Here is a 15,308-nt window from a genome sequence, read left to right as displayed (position 1 = left end):
CAGCCATCCCCGCCGAATTGCGCTACATGCCCTATACTCTCTTTCGCGCACGTGCATAGCGTCGCATGCTCTCTTAGCTCAGCTGGATAGAGCGTTCGCCTCCGGAGCGAAAGGTCGCGGGTTCGAATCCCACAGAGAGCACCATTTGTTTAGCCAGGGCCCCTGTAACGGGGCCTTTCTTGTAGGTGGCCCCAGCTATGGGGCTTTTTTACTTATGCGAGACTCCCAACTCACGGCCCATCTCGCATCTGGAGTCATTACATCTCTGTTTCGCGCGAAGTTCCAATCTGACGCTGTAGTAACATCAGTCAACTAACTAAAACTCGGGTTGACCCCAGACTGCGCCAAAGGAGAATCGCATGATCGCCGTCGTCAAGGACACCGCCACGCCAGAGCAGCTTGACCACTTTGTCTCCTGGATTCACGGCAAGGGCCTCGACGCCCACGTGTCCAAGGGCTATAACGCGACGATCGTCGGCCTCGTAGGCGACACCACCCAGATTGACCCGTACCTTATTGAGGGCATGGATATCATCGAGCGCGTTCAGCGCGTCTCCGAGCCCTTCAAGAAGGCCAACCGCAAGTTCCACCCGCTCGACACCGTCGTCGATTGCGGCCATGGGGTAAAGATCGGCGGCGGCACCTTCCATGTCATCGCCGGTCCCTGCTCTGTCGAGGGCGAGAATCTCATCAGCATCGCCCGCCAAGTCAAGGCTGCCGGCGCCACGCTTCTTCGCGGCGGCGCCTATAAGCCCCGCACCTCCCCTTACGCCTACCAGGGCATGGGCGAAAAGGGCCTGGACCTTCTCTGTGAGGCTCGAGACGAGCTCGACATGCCCATCGTGACCGAGATCATGGACCCTCGAGACGTCGACACCTTCGTGTCTCACGGCATCGAAGTCTGGCAAATCGGCGCCCGTAACGCCCAGAACTTCCCCCTGCTCAAGGAGGTTGGCAAGACCAAGGCCGCCATCCTGCTCAAGCGCGGCATCTCAGGCACCATCGACGAGCTCCTCATGGCCGCCGAATACATCATGAGTGAGGGCAACCCCAACGTCATCGTCTGCGAGCGAGGCATTCGCACGTTTGAGACCCACACGAGGAACACCTTCGACCTCTCCGCTATCCCCGTCCTCCACGACCTCTCGCACCTGCCGGTCTGCGCCGATCCGAGCCACGCGACGGGCCACACGCGCTATGTCACGCCGATGGCGCTCGCAGCTACCGCAGCAGGCGCGGATTGCCTAGAGATCGAGGTCCACGACGACCCGAAGCACGCCTGGTCCGACGGTGCGCAGGCACTCACGCCCGCGCAGTTCAAGGACGCCATGACGCGCATCGCCACCGTCCGCGAGGCAGTCACGATGGAGGTCGAGTAAATGATGGCGAAAGGCAACGCTTATCCCGAGGCTGAGTCTCCCTCGGTCGTACCCGGCCGCACGGGCATCGTTGGCCTGGGCCTCATCGGCGGCTCATTCGCACGCGCCCTGGCCAAGGGCGGCCGCGAGGTCTATGCCTATGACCCAAACGAGGAGATCACGAGCTTCGCCGCCATCGAAGCCACCTCTGGCGTGCTCACCGACGAGCTCATTGGCACCTGCGAGCTCATCGTTCTTGCCTGCTATCCAGAGGCGTGCGTTGCCTGGCTTAGGGAGCACGCTAGCCTTGTGAATCCAGATGCCATCGTCATCGACACGGGCGGCGTGAAGCGCTCCATCTGCGAGCCTTGCTTCGAGATTGCCCGCGAGTCTGGCATCACCTTCATAGGTTGTCATCCCATGGCTGGAACCCAGTTCTCAGGCTACGCGCACTCCCGAGCGAATATGTTCGAGGGGGCGCCGATGGTCGTCTGCCCAGCGCCCGAGGTGAGGGGTGTCGAATGCCTCGCTCTCGTAGACCGGCTCGAAGGCCTTCTCGCGCCGTGCGGATTCGATAAGTTCACGGTTACCACACCCGAGCGTCACGACCGAGTCATCGCCTACACCTCGCAACTCGCGCACGTGGTTTCCAACGCCTATGTCAAGAGCCCCACGCTAGGGCTCCGCGACGGCTTCTCTGCCGGTTCCTACAAGGACCTCACCCGTGTGGCGAGGCTCAACCCAACGATGTGGTGCGAGCTGTTCCTCGATGACGCCGACAACCTCGCCAACGAGATCGGAACCATCATCACTGAGCTCTCCAAATACAAGGACGCTCTGGAAAAGCGCGACGCTAGCCGTCTAACGGACCTTCTTGCCGAGGGCGACCGCATCAAGCGCGCCGACCTCGCAAGGGAGGAGGAGGTCTAATGGGCTCAGCCTCCAACGATGTAATCGTTCGCGTTAACACAACGTCAAGGTCTTACGACGTCCACGTGACTCCCGGAGTCATCACCCGTGTGGGCGAGCTCGTACGAGAAGCCGCCGGCGGTGAGCATACCCTCATCGTATCCGACACCAACGTGGCCCCGCTCTACATGGACCAAGTTCGCGCCTCTCTCGAAGCATCAAGCTATACGACGTCCCAATTTGTCTTCGAGGCGGGAGAAGCTTCCAAAAGGGCAACGACATGGGCAGCTTGCCTCGAGGCAATTGCCGCAGCGGGACTAACACGCGACGATGTCGTCGTTGCCCTTGGCGGAGGGGTCACGGGCGATCTCGCGGGCTTTGCAGCCGCCTGCTACATGAGGGGCTGCTCCGTCGTCCAGGTCCCCACCAGCCTTCTCGCGATGGTCGATTCATCCGTCGGAGGAAAGACGGCAATCGACCTGGAGGCAGGCAAAAATCTTGTCGGCGCCTTCTGGCAGCCTCGAGCAGTCATCGCAGACCCCAATTGCTTGAGAACCATTCCGCAAGACCTCTTCCGAGACTCATGTGGCGAGGTCATTAAGCATGGAGTACTTGCAGACCCGTCCCTATTCGATGACCTCGAAAGCGAGCCTCTTACCTCCGAGGGCGTCCCGACCGAAAGGCTGGCGCGCATCATCGCAAGAAACGTTGAGATCAAGCGCGACGTTGTCAACGCCGACGAACAGGAGCACGGCATTCGCCAGACCCTCAACCTCGGGCACACGATCGGTCATGCCATCGAAGCCGCAAGCAACTTCGCGCTAGGGCATGGCACTTGCGTCGCCATAGGTCTCTGCGCCATCGCTCGAGCTGCCGCCGCCGAGGGAATCTGCGACCCGGAGGTTGCAGCTCGCATCGAGCGGGTCGTCGACGCGCATGGGCTCCCAACGGATACGCGCCTGCCTCATGACGTCATCGTGAACCTTGCGATGTCAGACAAGAAGCGCCATGGTGACGGCGTAAACGTCATCTTGCCTACCCGCATTGGTAAGGTCGAGATTCGCCGCGTAAGCATGGCCGAATTCGCCCGCCTCGTCGATGAAGGCTGCGGCACCGCACGTATCGGCTTCGCCGCCGAAGACCAGAGCCAGTCCAGCGTCAACTAGGAGACTTCGTCAATGGACGTAATCATCACCCCGCACAAGCTCGGTGGCCAGATCGAGGCCATCGCGAGCAAGTCGATGGCCCACAGACTGCTCATCTGCGCCGCTCTCTGCCCGGGCCCTACGACGATTCGCTGCACGACGTCCTCGAAGGACATCGAGGCGACAATCGCCTGCCTAAGCGCCCTCGGCGCCGATATCGAGCGTGACGGCGACCTCCTTCAGGTGACGCCCCTGCCGGGCACGCCGGCCTCTGACAACATCCGCATCGGCACGCGCGGCGCGCTCCTCGACTGCGGCGAGTCCGGCTCAACCGAGCGTTTCATGCTGCCCGTAGTCGCAGCCCTCGGCTGCGACGCTGCGCTCACGGGCCACGGGCGCCTTGCGGAAAGGCCGCTCTCGCCCCTCTACGAAGAACTGATCGCTGGAGGCTGCGACCTCACCGAGCAGGGCACCTTCCCGCTCAAGGTTTCCGGCAAGCTCCGCAACGGGCGCTTTGAGCTCCCCGGAAACGTCAGTTCGCAATACGTGAGCGGCCTTCTGCTCGCGGCTCCCCTTCTCGTAGGTCCCTCAGAGGTCCGCGTGACGATGCCCATCGAAAGCCGCCCCTACGTCAACCTGACGATCAGCGCGCTCGAGCAGTTCGGGGTTCACGTCACAGAGACCAGCGAGCGCGACCAGAACGCCGACTATACCGTCTTTGCCGTCTCCCCCTCCACCCCATATTGCTCCCCTGGCGAGGTCTCCGTAGAGGGAGACTGGTCTAACGCGGCCTTCTGGCTTGCCGCCGGAGCGCTCGGACATGGCGTCTCCGTCGAGGGCCTCGACCTTGCCAGCCGTCAGGGTGACCGCTCCATGCTCGCGGCGCTCGCAAAGCTCGGAGCCCAGGTCTGTCGCACGCGTGGGGTTGCCTCCGTTCACTCCGGAGCTCCCCAGGGTTGCGAGATGAATGTCGCGGACTTCCCGGACCTCGTCCCTCCGCTAGCCGCCGTCGCCGCGTTCGCCCCCGGCAAGACGCGTCTCACCGGCTGCGCGAGGCTCCGCCTCAAGGAGTCCGATCGTGTGGAGACCGTGGTAGCAGGTCTTTCCGCCATTGGCGCCGACATCACCAGCGTGGGTGACGACATCGTTGTCAACGGACGAAACAGCCTCCCCGGTGGCGTCGTTGACGCCGCCAACGATCACCGCATCGCCATGATGGCCGCCATTGCCGCCTCTCGTTGCACCGGACCCGTCACCATTCTCGGGGCACAATGCGTCGAGAAGTCCTACCCCAAGTTCTTCGAAGACTACCGACAGCTCGGCGGCGTCGTCGAAATCGCCTAGGGAGGCTTGCCATGTCTTCAACCTTTGGAGATAGCGTTCGCGTCACCGTGTTCGGCCAGTCTCACTCCGAGGCGATTGGCTGCGTCGTCGAAGGCCTGCCAGCGGGCATCGAGGTTGACCTTGAGGAGCTTCAGACCTTTCTAGACAGGCGCGCGCCAGGACGTGGCGCCACCTCGACGCCCCGTCGCGAGGCGGATAAGCCGCGATTCGTGTCCGGCCTTGCAAATGGACACACCTGTGGGGCTCCGCTCTGTGCAGAGATCCAGAACACCAACACACGCAGCCAAGACTACGAGGGACTTCGCCGCGTCCCCCGTCCGGGACACGCAGACTACCCCGCGTTCGTTCGTTATGGCAATCACCATGACGTTGCTGGTGGAGGGCACTTTTCCGGGCGACTCACGGCGCCGCTCTGCATCGCGGGAGGAATCGCCCTCCAGGCGCTCGAGTCCAGTCTTGGAATTAAGATCGTCGCCCACATCGCCCAGCTCGGCCCGGAGAAGACCACCGACGACCCCTTGAATCCGATGGCCTTCTCGGAAGATCAGCGCAAGTCGATTCTCGCCAATGCCCTCCCCTGCGTGAGTAGGGTGTCTGCGGACGCAATGTACGAGAGCATCATGGCCGCCAAGGCGGAGGGGGATTCCGTCGGCGGCGTTATCGAATGCGCAGCCTACGGCATGCCCGTCGGAGTTGGCGACCCGATGTTCGACGGCATCGAAAACCGCATCGCGAAGGCCGCATTTGGCATCCCGGCTGTAAAGGGAGTCGAATTTGGCGCAGGCTTTGCCGCGAGCGTACTTCGTGGATCAGAGAATAACGACCCGTATCGCTACGAGGACGAAAGTGTAGCGCCGCAGACGAACAACGCCGGAGGCATCCTTGGGGGCATCACCACCGGGGCCCCGATCGTCTGGCGCTGTGCGATCAAGCCAACGCCATCGATTGGCATAGAACAGGATAGCGTCGACCTCGCCACGGGCGCAAACTCTCGTCTCAAGGTACGTGGACGTCATGACCCCTGCATCGTCCCGCGTGCGGTCCCCGTCGTCGAGGCCGTTTGTGCCCTCGCTCTTCTCGACGCCCTCGTAGAAGAGGGTAAGTTCCCCACGCCCGCGCCCGAAAAGCTGAGCGTCGACTCGACGCAGGACGCAATCTAGCCCCACATCCATCGACAGGAGCACCATGCAAGATCTCTCCGAAATCAGAAAGCGCATTGACGCCATTGATACGCAGATCTGCGATCTGTTCAGCCAGCGCATGCAGTGCACGCACGAGGTCGCGGAGTATAAGCGCGCCAACAACAAGCCTGTTCTCGATAGGGGGCGCGAGCGCGCAAAGCTCGCCGATGTTGCGTCGAAGGTTCCGGAACCCCTCAGGGATTACTCACAGGTCCTCTTCAACCTGATCATGGAGATCTCTCGCGCGCAGCAGAGTGCGGAGAATAACCAGGACTCCCCTCTTGCCGGTCAGATCAGCAGGGCCGTGGCCGATACGCCCGCGCTATTCCCCCAGTCCGCCTTCGTAGCCTGTCAGGGTGTCGAAGGCGCCTATTCCCAACATGCCGCAGACAGGCTCTTCAAACACGCGAGCATCAGCTATTTTGAGGAGTTTGAGGGAGTCTTCCGCGCTGTCGACCAGGGCTTTTGCAAATATGGCGTACTCCCCGTCGAGAACTCGACGGCTGGCACCGTCAATCAGGTGTATGACCTCATGATGCGCCATAAGTTCTCGATCGTGCGCAGCGTGAGGATCAAGGTCGATCACAACCTGCTCGCCCTCCCCGGTGCCAAGCTCGAAGGCATCCGCGACATCTACAGCCATCAACAGGCAATCAACCAAAGCCGGCAGTTCCTCGACTCGCTGCCCAATGTGACCGTTCACGTCGCCGAAAACACTGCCGCTGCCGCCAAGATGGTTGCCGCGAGCGGCAGGACCGACGTCGCCGCTCTCTCCAGCCGTTCCTGCGCCGAACTCTACAACCTCGTCGCGCTCGCTCGCAACGTGCAGGACAGCGACGCCAACTACACGCGCTTCGCTTGCATCGCCAAGGACCTTGAGATTTATCCCGGCGCAGACCGAACTTCCCTCATGGTCGTCACCAAGAATGACCCGGGCAGTCTCTACAAGGTTCTGGCGCGCTTTTACGCCCTTGACATCAACCTCGTAAAGCTCGAGAGCCGTCCCATCCCCAACTCTGACTTCGATTTCATGTTCTACTTCGACGTAGAGTGCCCCGTCGCCGCACCCGAGTTCGCCTCGCTCATTGCATCCCTCGATGACGTATGCGAAGAGTACCGCTATCTCGGCAGCTATTCGGAGCTTGTCTAATGAGCGGCAACGTCATGTGGGACGGCACGTCACCCATCACCTTCGGTCTTCTCGGACGCAAGCTCGGACACAGTTGGAGTCCCGTCATTCACGAGCGACTCGGAAGCGTTCCCTACGTCCTGATAGAGCGCGAGCCCGATCAGGTGAGGAACTTCGTAGCCAACGGGACTTGGCGTGGACTGAACGTGACCATCCCCTACAAGCAGGATGCGGCGCAACTTGCCGATGTCAGGACCAACCGCGTCGAGCGTCTGGGCGTGGCCAACACCCTCGTACGCCAGCAGGATGGCACCATCCTCGCAGACAACACCGATATCCTCGGCTTTGCCTGGATGTTAGAGCGGTTCGCAAACCGAGAGTTTGACAAGAATGCAAGCGAGCTTCTCGCCGCCAAAAGCGTTCTCGTTCTTGGATCCGGAGGCGCCTCCCAGGCGATTCGCGCCACGTTGGAAGACGTGAACGCTCACGTCAGCGTAATCTCACGCACGGGTGTCGACACCTACGAGACGCTTTTAGAGCGCCACAGCGACGCCGCGCTGATCGTGAACACGACGCCCGTGGGCATGTATCCCAACTGCCCCGCCTCTCCCGTTACCAAAGATACGCTCTCGCGGATGAAGAGCCTCGTTGGCGTGCTCGATGTCGTCTACAACCCGACGAGGACGGGCATCTGCCTTGACGCGGAGGATCTAGGCATCGCAAACGAATCTGGCCTCGCGATGTTGGTTGGTCAAGCCCTTTTCGCAAGCGAGCTCTTCCAGGGTCACGAGATTGATCATGCGCTCGCGACGGACATCCTAGACGACATCCATGCGAGCACGGGCAACATCGTTCTTATCGGCATGCCCGGTAGCGGGAAGTCGTCCTGCGGCAGACAACTCGGCAAGATTTGTGGGCGCGAGCACATAGACCTCGATGACGCATTTTCCGAACGCTTCGGCAAGTCTCCCGCCGACGTCATTCGTGAATCAGGCGAGGACGAGTTCCGAGAGATGGAGACGGAAGTGCTCTCCACCTACGCAAGCAGGAGTGGGCTCGTGTTGTCCACAGGCGGAGGGGTCGTCACAAGGCCGGAGAATTACCGCCTCATGCACCAAAACGGCACCATCGTCATGCTCGACAGGCCCTTGAACGAACTATCTAGCAAGGGAAGACCCATCTCCCAAGCATCGGGAGTCGAAGAGCTGGCGAGAAGGCGCATGCCGCTCTATATTTCATGGGCGGATGTTGTGGTCTCATGCACGGGCTCGGCTCGTGGAGACGCTTTGGAGATTATCAAGCGATTGAACATCTAAACAACCGCTCACCCGCCAAATGTCATCCGTCGACAACTTGAATCGCAATTCTCGAGTGACGATGCGGCCATTTGGTGAGAACGTAACGGACTATATATAACGATTGAGGGCATTGTTTCAGGCCCATCCAATTAGCAGCGAAAGGTACGTGGGGAAAGAGCATGAACTACAAGGACGTGGCCACTAGCATTCTTGCCGCTATCGGAGGCAAGGGCAACGTCGTGAGCGTAATGACATGCCTCACGCGCCTCAGGCTCACCCTCACTGATCCGTCTGCCGTTGATGCGGATGCCCTCCGCGGCATTCGGGGCGTACTGGGCACCACGACACGAGGCGCCTCCGGCATTGAGGTTGTGCTCGGGCCTGCCTCCATTGAGGGGGTCTCACGCGAGTTTGCGATTCTATCTGGAATCGAACTTAACGAAAGCTGCAACGCATGCGCCAACCCGCTTGTAATTGACAGCGAATCGAATCATGACGAGAAACGCGATGAGGAACCTGCGAAGGGCTCGCGAGTAGAACGCGTTGTCATCACTCCGGGAAGGCGCATGTCCTACCGCGCCCAGCAGCAAGCTGCCATTGACGACAAAAGGCTCGAGGAGGAGGATCTCGACGCCCTGCGCGCCTTCCTCGACAACTCTTCAACCAAGGTGAGCGATTCCTCAGCGCCCAAAAAGACCGGAGGTCGCTCGCTCCTCGTGATTAACGGCCCGAACATCAATATGCTTGGCATTCGCGAGCCGAGCATCTATGGAAAGGCTGACTACGCCGCCCTGGTGCGCACCTGCAAGGCAGCCGCCGCAGAAGCCGGCTTTAGGGATATCAAGTGCTATCAGAGTAACCACGAGGGCGCAATCGTCGACGAGATCCAAGCCGCCCTTGGAACGTATGACGGCATTGTCATGAACCCCGCCGCCTACACGCACACCTCGATTGCAATTCTTGACGCCCTCAAGGCAGTCTCCATCCCCTGTGTCGAGGTCCACATTTCTCACGTCGAGAACCGCGAGGACTTCAGGCAAGTCTCCTACGTTCGTCAAGCCTGCTTTGAGACCGTCACCGGCATGGGAATCGAGGGCTATCGCAAGGCAATCCTCGACCTGGCGGCCCACCTCGGAATGTAGCGCCGCGAAAAGCCCGGGCCCACCACAACCACGAAGGGCCTTGCAGCCAACCCTCGGCTGCAAGGCCCTCTTGTTTGCGTTGCCAGCCCAAGCGCCGATTCGCCTGAGCGCGTGACGTCAGAGTTGCGAGGCGCTACATCGAGTGCGTGGAGTAGACCCTCTCATCGACCCAGGGCACGATCTCGCCGGACTCGCGCGTCTTAGAAACGTCGATGAGGCGCTGGTTGGATGACCCACAGAAGCGAAGCGTGATGTCCTTCTCGGCCGCAACGAATGGCCCATCAACGAGAACGTCGATGCAGTCGAGCAATTCGTCCGTGACATTCTCGAGGTATCGCCTGCCACCAGGCACAAGGTCGCGGTCGTAGACGTAGCCCGTGTAACACCAGATGTCCTTCTCGGGCAGCTCACGGATAACGAGCTCACACAGCTCAAGGAGTTCCTCCTGGTGCTCGGGCTCCATGGGGTCACCACCCAGAAGCGACAGGCCACGAACGTAGGAGGGTCGAAGGCTCTCGATAATCTCGTCTGTCACTTCTCGCGTGAAGGGCTTGCCGAACGTGAAGCTCTGCGCCTCTTCGTTGAAGCATCCCGGACAGTGAACACGGCAGCCCGAGACGAACAGGGACGTACGCACGCCAACTCCGTTTGCGATGTCACAGTATTTGATGGCTCCGTAGTTCACGGCTCTCCCCCATGGTGTTTCGGGTTCTCGATACACAAGAGGGCCCCGCAAGGCTCATGCCGCGGGGCCCTTGGAATCTAAAGGTGCATAACGCGATCGCGAATCTCCTCGGTGCGACCCTGGTTCCAGAACTGCGTACCGATATAACCACAGGTACGACGGGCAACATTAAGCTTGCTCTGGTCACGATTGCCGCAGTGCGGGCACTCCCAGACGAGCTTGCCGTCATCTTCGACGATCTTAATTTCGCCGTCGTAGCCGCACTCCTGGCAATAGTCGCTCTTGGTGTTGAGCTCGGCGTACATGATGTTGTCGTAGATGTACTGCAACAGGCTCATAACAGCCTCGAGGTTATCCTGCATGTTGGGAACCTCGACGTAAGAGATGGCTCCGCCCGGAGAGAGGCGCTGGAACTCGCTCTCGAACTTGAGCTTCGTGAAGGCGTCGATTTCCTCGCGGACGTTCACGTGGTAGCTGTTCGTGATGTAGCCGTGGTCGGTGATGCCGGGCACGATGCCAAAGCGGCGCTGCAGGCACTTGGCGAACTTGTACGTCGTCGACTCAAGAGGTGTGCCGTAGAGAGAGTAGTCGATGTTCTCGGCTTGCTTCCACTCAGTGCACTTGTCGTTCATGCGCTGCATGACGGCAAGGGCAAACGGCGTGGCCTCCGGATCGGTGTGAGAGTGACCGGTCATGAACTTCACGCACTCGTAGAGGCCCGCATAGCCAAGGCTGATGGTGGAGTAGCCGCCGTACAGCAGCGGGTCGATCGGGGCACCCTTGGGTAGACGCGCCAGAGCGCCATACTGCCAGAGAATGGGCGCGGCATCAGAGAGCGTTCCCCTGAGGCGGTCGTGACGGCAGCGAAGGGCCTTGTGGCAGAGCTCGAGGCGCTCGTCGAAGATCTTCCAGAACTCATCGACGTCGCCCTGAGACGACAGCGCTACGTCCGGAAGGTTGATCGTAACAACGCCCTGGTTGAAGCGACCGTAGTACTTGGGCTTGCCCGGCTGGTAGTTGAGGGCACGGGCGACGTTGTCATAGCCATTGCCCGTGCGATCCGGCGTGAGGAAGCTGCGGCAGCCCATGCAGGTATAGCAATCGCCGTTACCCGGGGTCTCGCCCAGGGAGAGCTTGAGCTCGCGCATCTTCTTCTCGGAGATGTAGTCGGGCACCATGCGCTTGGCCGTGCACTTGGCGGCAAGCTGCGTCAGGTGGTAGTACTTCTGGCCAGGCCTGATGTTGTCATCCTCGAGCACGTAGATGAGCTTGGGGAACGCAGGCGTGATCCAGACGCCGGCCTCGTTCTTAACACCCTCGTAGCGCTGGCGCAGCGTCTCCTCGATGATAAGCGCGAGGTCATGCTTCTCCTGGGCGTTACGAGCCTCGTTGAGGTACATGAAGACCGTCACGAACGGTGCCTGTCCGTTCGTGGTCATGAGTGTGACGACCTGGTACTGAATGGTCTGGACGCCACGGCGAATCTCGTCGAGCAGGCGAACCTCGACAACCTCGGAGACCCTCTCCTCGGAAGCCTCGACCCCAAGGGTCGCGAGCTCGCGCAGGACCTCGCGACGAATCTTCTGACGGCTAACTTCGACGAACGGAGCGAGGTGCGTCAGCGAGATGGACTGGCCGCCGTACTGCGAGGATGCGACCTGGGCGATGATCTGCGTGGCGATGTTGCAGGCGGTCGAGAAGCTGTGGGGCTTCTCGATGAGGGTACCGGAAATGACGGTGCCGTTCTGGAGCATGTCCTCGAGGTTCACAAGGTCACAGTTGTGCATGTGCTGGGCATAGTAATCCGAGTCATGGAAGTGGATTATGCCCTCGTTGTGAGCCTCCACGACGTCCTCGGGCAGAAGCATGCGCATGGTGAGGTCCTTGGAGACCTCGCCGGCCATGTAGTCACGCTGCACGGAGTTGACCGTGGGGTTCTTGTTCGAGTTCTCCTGCTTGACCTCTTCGTTGTTGCACTCGATGAGGGAGAGGATCTTGTCATCCGTCGTGTTGTTCTGGCGCTTTAGGCCCTGAACATAACGATAGGTAATGTAGTTGCGAGCGACCGAGAAGGCGCCCTTGGCCATGATCTGGTCCTCGACCATGTCCTGGACTTCCTCAACCGTAACGGTGTGACCGCAGGCAAGAGCCTCGGCCTCAACCGCGTCGCCCGCATCGAGAATTTGCTGGTGCGTGAGACGCTGCTCGGGCGGAACGGTGATATTGGCACGCTCGATGGCGGAGACGATCTTGGTCACGTCAAAGGTGACCTCTGAGCCGTTTCGCTTGACGATCTTCATTGCATGCCTCCAATTCAAGTCGCGGACTGGCCGCGAAGCAAATCTGTACGCAAAATAACGCTTCGAACACCGGATGCATCAGGATGGAGCCTGCCAAGCTCGCGTCCGGCAGGCTCCATCCTAACTCACTAGCAAGACAAAAGAAGACTTGACATTGGCAAGTTGTATACAACCCGCTGGCGGTTTAAATTCTTATACCCCAAGATGTTGTGTTTCAGCAGGTCTAGAGCCTATGGAATAAATGCGAAGAAAACAACTGTCGCCCATCTTTCGGCGAACGGCCCAAGTCCCCACACAAGGAGCTCAAGATTCGACCTTCAGTCGAGGATGGCGTACCATTGGACAGCATATGACGACCATACTCCGGGGTTACAAGCCGGAGGATTAACACAATGGCGCGCGAAGCGCCGGGAGGAAGAGACATGCCCAACGAAGGAAGCTACGAGGTCGCCCTCGAGCGCAGCGAGCGCATCCGCACGGACCTGCCCGAGCACCCCGAGCGTTACACGATGCTCACCGGAGACCGCCCGACGGGTCGCCTCCACCTCGGCCACTACTTTGGCACCCTTCAGAATCGAGTCGAACTTCAGAACATGGGCGTTCACACCAACGTCCTCATCGCGGACTACCAAGTCATCACAGACCGTGACACGACCGAGCACATCCGCGACAACGTCTACAACATGGTCATGGACTACCTCGCCTGCGGCCTGGACCCTGACAAGACGATGATCTACACGCATTCCTCCGTGCCCGCGGCAAACCAGCTCATGCTGCCGTTCCTATCGTTGGTCTCCGAGGCAGAGCTCTCCCGCAACCCGACGGTCAAGGCCGAGATGGAAGCCAGCGGCCACGAGCTTACCGGCCTGCTCCTCACCTATCCCGTCCACCAGGCCTGCGACATCCTGTTCTGCAAGGGCAACGTGGTTCCGGTTGGCCGAGACCAGCTTCCGCACATCGAGCTCACGCGCACCATCGCCCGCAAATTCAACAAGCGCTACTGCAAGGACACCAAGCCCGTCTTCCCGATGGTCAACGCGCTTCTCTCCGACACTCCCCTGCTCCCCGGCCTCGACGGTCGCAAGATGAGCAAGTCCTACGGCAATGCCATCTCCATCTCCATGACGCCCGAAGAGACGGCGGAGCGCATCAAGAAGAGCCAGACGGATGGCGAGCGCATGATTACGTTTGACCCCGAGAACCGTCCTGGCGTCTCCGGCCTGCTCTCCACCGCCGCCATCTGCACGGGCCGCTCCGAGGTCGAGATCGCGGAGGAAATTGGCATGAGCGGCTCTGGCACCCTCAAGAAGTACGTGACGGAGGCTGTGAACAATCGCTTCGCCGAGATTCGCGAGCGTCGTCACGTGTACGAGAACGATCTTGACTACGTGAAGGACGTCCTCGCCGAGGGAAACCGCCGCGCCAACGAGATTGCCGAGGCCACCCTAGCCGAAGTCTGCGAGGCCATGGGGATGACGTACTAGGAAGTCACCCCAACGTAAGGCAAGGGGCCCAGCCCCTCGCTTCTCCACTCAGACAGCTCTTGCCGCAAGAACGGCGGCAAGAGAACTCGTGGCGAAGCGAGGGGCTGGGCCCTAACTTGTAGCAACACCTCGCGGGCCTCGCAGCGGACGGGGTTGCCCTAGAGGGCAAAGCTACTTGAGGAAGGTGTCGGGGAAGAGGACTTGCTCGACGAGGTCGCAGGCGGTTGAGATGCAGATGGGGCACGGGACCGCGACGGAGCCCTCGCCTTCGAGGCCCTTGAGGACTCGGCAAGTCACGGAACCGTTCTTCTCCTCGAATCGATTGAGGAGCTCGCGAGAGAGGGCGTAGCTCGCCTTCTTGGTGGACGGGTTCTCGAGGTTGCCGTCGCTCGTGGCGAGGCTTGCGAGGTAGACAGCACCGGAAAGCGCGCCGCAGGTGCCAAGCATCCCGCCCATGCCAAGGCCAAAGGCCTCGGTCGAACGGAAGGCCTCCTCCTCGGAAACGTCAACGAGGTCGCAATAGGTGCAGGCCACTGCCTGGGCGCAGTTGTAGCCTTTCTTGTGGCGTTCTGCTGCAAGGACGGCTCTAGATTCCAAAACGACTCCTTTCGCCGCGTATCACGCGACAACAATCAAGCCCGGCAACTCGAGACACCGAGCGCAGACGAATTAAAAATCCCCGGCGACGCCGCTACTCTGAGTCCGCTGGAAGAAGGCCCATGCCGAGGTTCTTGCCTCCGAGTACATGCATGTGGAAGTGCATGACCGTCTGGCCCGCATCCGCGCCCGCGTTAGAGATAACTCGGTAGCCAGACTCCTCGAGACCCTCTGCCTTCACGACCTCAGAGATAGCATGGGTCATGGCAGCGAGAGTCTCGGCGGGAACGCCATCGCAGATGTTGGCATAGTGCTTCTTGGGGATAACGAGAACATGCGTCGGGGCCTGAGGGTCGAGGTCGCGGAAAGCAATAACCTCGTCGTCCTCGAATACAACGTTGGAGGGAATCTCATGGTTGGCAATCTTGCAGAAGATGCAATCAGACATCGTTTCTCCTAATCTTCGTTTGTGGCTGCCGTCGTATCAGGTGCGACGACCTCACTGGTGGTATCGAGCAAGACCTTAACCTTCTGCTCAGCGTTGGTAAGACGCTCACGGAGGCTTTTCAATAGCTCGACACCACGAGCATAACGCGCAAGGGCGTCCTCAAGCTCAAGATCACCGCTCTCGAGAGAACGCACGACCTGCTCAAGCTCAATCGAAGCCTCCTTGAAGGAAAGCTCCTCGACTGGAGTCTCCAGGTCCTTATCCGCCATATCCAACCGCCTTTCCGCC

At 60.3% G+C, this 15,308-nt stretch carries 14 protein-coding genes and 1 tRNA gene; 10 read left to right on the top strand and 5 right to left on the bottom strand.

The features are described 5' to 3' along the window. The first annotated feature begins 67 nt into the window (after positions 1 to 67). From ABCN07_RS01415 to ABCN07_RS01375, 9 genes are all read left to right on the top strand, one after another. Positions 68 to 144: transfer RNA gene (locus ABCN07_RS01415), tRNA-Arg, on the top strand. Between the two features lie 215 nt (positions 145 to 359). Further along, the gene (gene aroF, locus ABCN07_RS01410; RefSeq protein WP_343005068.1) at positions 360 to 1,379 is read left to right on the top strand and encodes a 3-deoxy-7-phosphoheptulonate synthase; all 1,020 of its coding nucleotides are present in this window, start codon (positions 360 to 362) and stop codon (positions 1,377 to 1,379) included. Continuing rightward, positions 1,380 to 2,288 (top strand): prephenate dehydrogenase, encoded by a 909-nt coding sequence (locus ABCN07_RS01405; RefSeq protein WP_343005067.1) that lies wholly within the window; start codon positions 1,380 to 1,382, stop codon positions 2,286 to 2,288. Beyond that, positions 2,288 to 3,433, top strand: a complete 1,146-nt coding sequence (gene aroB / locus ABCN07_RS01400) for a 3-dehydroquinate synthase (RefSeq protein WP_343005066.1) — start codon at positions 2,288 to 2,290, stop codon at positions 3,431 to 3,433. The genes ABCN07_RS01405 and aroB overlap by 1 nt, the downstream gene beginning before the upstream one ends. Before the next feature lie 12 nt (positions 3,434 to 3,445). Continuing rightward, positions 3,446 to 4,756 (top strand): 3-phosphoshikimate 1-carboxyvinyltransferase, encoded by a 1,311-nt coding sequence (gene aroA, locus ABCN07_RS01395; protein WP_343005065.1) that lies wholly within the window; start codon positions 3,446 to 3,448, stop codon positions 4,754 to 4,756. Between the two features lie 11 nt (positions 4,757 to 4,767). Next, a complete protein-coding gene (aroC, locus tag ABCN07_RS01390) occupies positions 4,768 to 5,916 on the top strand; it encodes a chorismate synthase (protein WP_343005064.1) in 1,149 nt (382 codons plus the stop codon). 25 nt (positions 5,917 to 5,941) lie between these two features. Further along, positions 5,942 to 7,087 carry a prephenate dehydratase domain-containing protein gene (locus ABCN07_RS01385; protein WP_330029671.1) on the top strand — a complete coding sequence of 382 codons (1,146 nt, stop codon included), beginning with the start codon at positions 5,942 to 5,944 and terminating at the stop codon, positions 7,085 to 7,087. After that, the gene (locus ABCN07_RS01380) at positions 7,087 to 8,382 is read left to right on the top strand and encodes a shikimate kinase (protein WP_343005063.1); all 1,296 of its coding nucleotides are present in this window, start codon (positions 7,087 to 7,089) and stop codon (positions 8,380 to 8,382) included. Before ABCN07_RS01385 ends, ABCN07_RS01380 begins: the two co-directional genes overlap by 1 nt. A gap of 161 nt (positions 8,383 to 8,543) precedes the next feature. Then, the gene (locus ABCN07_RS01375) at positions 8,544 to 9,506 is read left to right on the top strand and encodes a type II 3-dehydroquinate dehydratase (RefSeq protein ID WP_343005062.1); all 963 of its coding nucleotides are present in this window, start codon (positions 8,544 to 8,546) and stop codon (positions 9,504 to 9,506) included. Positions 9,507 to 9,639: 133 nt separating this feature from the next. On the opposite strand, the gene nrdG is transcribed toward ABCN07_RS01375, so the two are convergent. Together nrdG and nrdD are read right to left on the bottom strand one after the other, a co-directional pair. Continuing rightward, positions 9,640 to 10,191, bottom strand: coding sequence for an anaerobic ribonucleoside-triphosphate reductase activating protein (gene nrdG, locus ABCN07_RS01370; RefSeq protein WP_343005061.1), 552 nt, complete (start codon positions 10,189 to 10,191; stop codon positions 9,640 to 9,642). A 77-nt stretch (positions 10,192 to 10,268) separates the two neighbouring features. Beyond that, positions 10,269 to 12,491 (bottom strand): anaerobic ribonucleoside-triphosphate reductase, encoded by a 2,223-nt coding sequence (gene nrdD, locus ABCN07_RS01365; RefSeq protein ID WP_343005060.1) that lies wholly within the window; start codon positions 12,489 to 12,491, stop codon positions 10,269 to 10,271. A gap of 422 nt (positions 12,492 to 12,913) precedes the next feature. Between nrdD and trpS the strand changes: the two genes are divergently transcribed. Next, complete coding sequence (gene trpS / locus ABCN07_RS01360) at positions 12,914 to 13,975, top strand: tryptophan--tRNA ligase (RefSeq protein ID WP_343005059.1); 1,062 nt, start codon at positions 12,914 to 12,916, stop codon at positions 13,973 to 13,975. A 171-nt stretch (positions 13,976 to 14,146) separates the two neighbouring features. Here the strand turns inward: trpS and ABCN07_RS01355 are convergent, their stop codons facing one another. The 3 genes from ABCN07_RS01355 to xseB form a co-directional block, all read right to left on the bottom strand. After that, entirely contained in the window at positions 14,147 to 14,572 is a 426-nt protein-coding gene (locus tag ABCN07_RS01355) for a C-GCAxxG-C-C family protein (protein WP_343005058.1), read from the bottom strand. Positions 14,573 to 14,666: 94 nt separating this feature from the next. Further along, positions 14,667 to 15,020, bottom strand: coding sequence for a histidine triad nucleotide-binding protein (locus ABCN07_RS01350; RefSeq protein ID WP_320680365.1), 354 nt, complete (start codon positions 15,018 to 15,020; stop codon positions 14,667 to 14,669). 8 nt (positions 15,021 to 15,028) lie between these two features. After that, entirely contained in the window at positions 15,029 to 15,289 is a 261-nt protein-coding gene (gene xseB / locus ABCN07_RS01345; protein WP_343005057.1) for an exodeoxyribonuclease VII small subunit, read from the bottom strand. Between the last annotated feature and the right edge of the window lie 19 nt (positions 15,290 to 15,308).

The sequence above is a fragment of the Collinsella sp. 1033st1_E11_1033SCRN_220408 genome, from assembly GCF_039062465.1.
GTDB lineage: Bacteria > Actinomycetota > Coriobacteriia > Coriobacteriales > Atopobiaceae > Parolsenella.
Note: the sequence above shows the minus strand (reverse complement) of the source record. Positions and strands in the feature narration are given on the sequence as shown.

Bases quoted from the DNA above. Each gene is read 5' to 3' on its own strand.
- aroF (WP_343005068.1), top strand. From the start codon at position 360: ATGATCGCCGTCGTCAAGGACACCGCCACGCCAGAGCAGCTTGACCAC.
- ABCN07_RS01405 (WP_343005067.1), top strand. From the start codon at position 1,380: ATGATGGCGAAAGGCAACGCTTATCCCGAGGCTGAGTCTCCCTCGGTC.
- aroB (WP_343005066.1), top strand. From the start codon at position 2,288: ATGGGCTCAGCCTCCAACGATGTAATCGTTCGCGTTAACACAACGTCA.
- aroA (WP_343005065.1), top strand. From the start codon at position 3,446: ATGGACGTAATCATCACCCCGCACAAGCTCGGTGGCCAGATCGAGGCC.
- aroC (WP_343005064.1), top strand. From the start codon at position 4,768: ATGTCTTCAACCTTTGGAGATAGCGTTCGCGTCACCGTGTTCGGCCAG.
- ABCN07_RS01385 (WP_330029671.1), top strand. From the start codon at position 5,942: ATGCAAGATCTCTCCGAAATCAGAAAGCGCATTGACGCCATTGATACG.
- ABCN07_RS01380 (WP_343005063.1), top strand. From the start codon at position 7,087: ATGAGCGGCAACGTCATGTGGGACGGCACGTCACCCATCACCTTCGGT.
- ABCN07_RS01375 (WP_343005062.1), top strand. From the start codon at position 8,544: ATGAACTACAAGGACGTGGCCACTAGCATTCTTGCCGCTATCGGAGGC.
- nrdD (WP_343005060.1), bottom strand. From the start codon at position 12,491: ATGAAGATCGTCAAGCGAAACGGCTCAGAGGTCACCTTTGACGTGACC.
- trpS (WP_343005059.1), top strand. From the start codon at position 12,914: ATGCCCAACGAAGGAAGCTACGAGGTCGCCCTCGAGCGCAGCGAGCGC.
- ABCN07_RS01350 (WP_320680365.1), bottom strand. From the start codon at position 15,020: ATGTCTGATTGCATCTTCTGCAAGATTGCCAACCATGAGATTCCCTCC.
- xseB (WP_343005057.1), bottom strand. From the start codon at position 15,289: ATGGCGGATAAGGACCTGGAGACTCCAGTCGAGGAGCTTTCCTTCAAG.